This is a genomic window from Vibrio sp. D173a (assembly GCF_030248475.1).
The window spans coordinates 1-734 of the sequence record NZ_JAHGAH010001068.1 but is presented as its reverse complement, the minus strand read 5'-3'; the positions used below and the strand labels follow the sequence as shown (position 1 = coordinate 734).

Annotated in this window: 1 pseudogene; it reads left to right on the top strand. The window is 42.4% G+C overall.

Annotated features, from left to right (window positions below):
- Nucleotides 1-286: 286 nt before the first annotated feature.
- Nucleotides 287-734, top strand: a pseudogene (locus KIV40_RS31335) (hybrid sensor histidine kinase/response regulator); the annotation flags it as partial.

Sequence of the window (734 nt, the reverse complement as noted above, 5' to 3'; positions counted from 1 at the left end):
ATGTTGCAGGAAACGTAGCGAAATAACGAAAGTGTGTCGCATGAGTACTTTTTAACAGTACTCACAAATATCTAAACCCAAAGCAGTCCAAGTGGCTGCTTTTTTATTGCTCAACCCTTCAATGTTAAACGTAAGTAACGTGCCACATTCGAACTTAGTGTATTATTTGATCGAACTTAAAAGCTTACAAACAATAAGTGTTATATAATCGCTCGAAAAATATAAAAACAAAAAAAACAGCAGTAATACCGTCAAACGTCATAGCTAGGTTAACTAAATACTCAATATGGACGCGATTCGTAAAGTCTATCAATACGCGGAACCGAACCTTACTCTAGTAGGGTGGATGGGTTTTGTCGGCTTCCCTGTGTACTACATAGTATGGGAGCTACTGTTTCCGCAGCCCTATGAAAACCTGCCGCTACGCGTGTTCTGCTCTATGCTGTTTTTCGGCATCATTTATCGACACCGTTTTCCATTCCGTTGGCGTAAATACCTACCGGCCTACTACCAGGTTGCCACTACGATCTGTTTACCCGGGTTCTTCTTCTACATGTTGCTAATGAACAATTGGTCGAACGTGTGGGTGATGTCTTTTATGGCGGCGACGTTTCTGCATATTTTACTGGTGCACATTACTCGGGTAATGTTTGCTCAAACCTTTGCGGGGATTGGCCTTGCCACGTTTTTTGCGTGGGTTGCACAGGGCTTTTATCTCGATTTAACGATGGACT